Raw genomic sequence first — 853 nt, forward strand, 5'->3', positions numbered from 1 at the left:
AGCATCCGCTCGATCAGTATGAACAGGTGGTTTTCCCTGGCGGCCAGCAGAGGGGGATCGTCAATCTCTCATGGGCCTGTACGGAGTTTGCCAAGGCGGGATGGTTGGTCAAGGGCGACGGACCTGAGGAAAAGTGGAGTGCTGCCGTAGATGGCTTGAAAGCTCTAATAGATTTTCCTGATCCCAATGATCTCGCACGTGAGGCGCGGGCGCGGTATTCAGTTTGGGTGGGAGAAACTAAAGCGAAGAGGGCGGACCTTCTACGAACGGTGGTGGTGCCGAGAGACGCGGATGAAGAACGAGTGCGTGAGGCCGCCCGTCTGTTCGTTGAGCGAGGCCTGCAGAAGGGTGCGTCGGTCTTCGAACCTGGTCGGACAGTCTGGAGTCGTTCTGCAACCAATGAGCTCCTCGCTCTTTGCGAAAGCAGTTCAAGTCTGCACGGTGGCACCAGCCTTGAAAAGCTGGCCTTTCCGCTGAGCGGTGCGTCCGATGATGCCCGACTGCTTCTCGCCGAACTCGTGACGTGGCAGCTTCTCCCCGTTTACAAGGGAACTCTCAGTGGCCAAGCAAAGCAGCAGCGAATTGAAACCATTCTCAATTCAATGGATCATCCCGTCCAAATTCCCACGTCGATCCTTCGAGCCCTGAAGACGGGAATCTTCAACCCAGGAAAGGCGATCACCGATGACTTGTTCCCTGGAACGCTATGGCTCATTCACGTTCTCGACGCCTGGTTGAAGCTTTCAGACAGTGAGCGGTTAGTGCGGGCGAATCCTTGGAGCTGGAAAGAATTCGTCTTTGGCGTGCCGGGCCCTACGTACGCATCTCAGCGCAACTCTCTTCTCTATTTGGT

General features: G+C 56.0%; 1 pseudogene. It reads left to right on the forward strand.

Annotation, left to right across the window (positions count from 1 at the left end):
- Positions 1-853 (forward strand): annotated as a pseudogene (locus JF66_RS23890) (hypothetical protein); the annotation flags it as partial.

Origin of the sequence: Cryobacterium sp. MLB-32, assembly GCF_000738085.1 — a bacterium.
In the GTDB taxonomy this organism is placed as follows: domain Bacteria; phylum Actinomycetota; class Actinomycetes; order Actinomycetales; family Microbacteriaceae; genus Cryobacterium.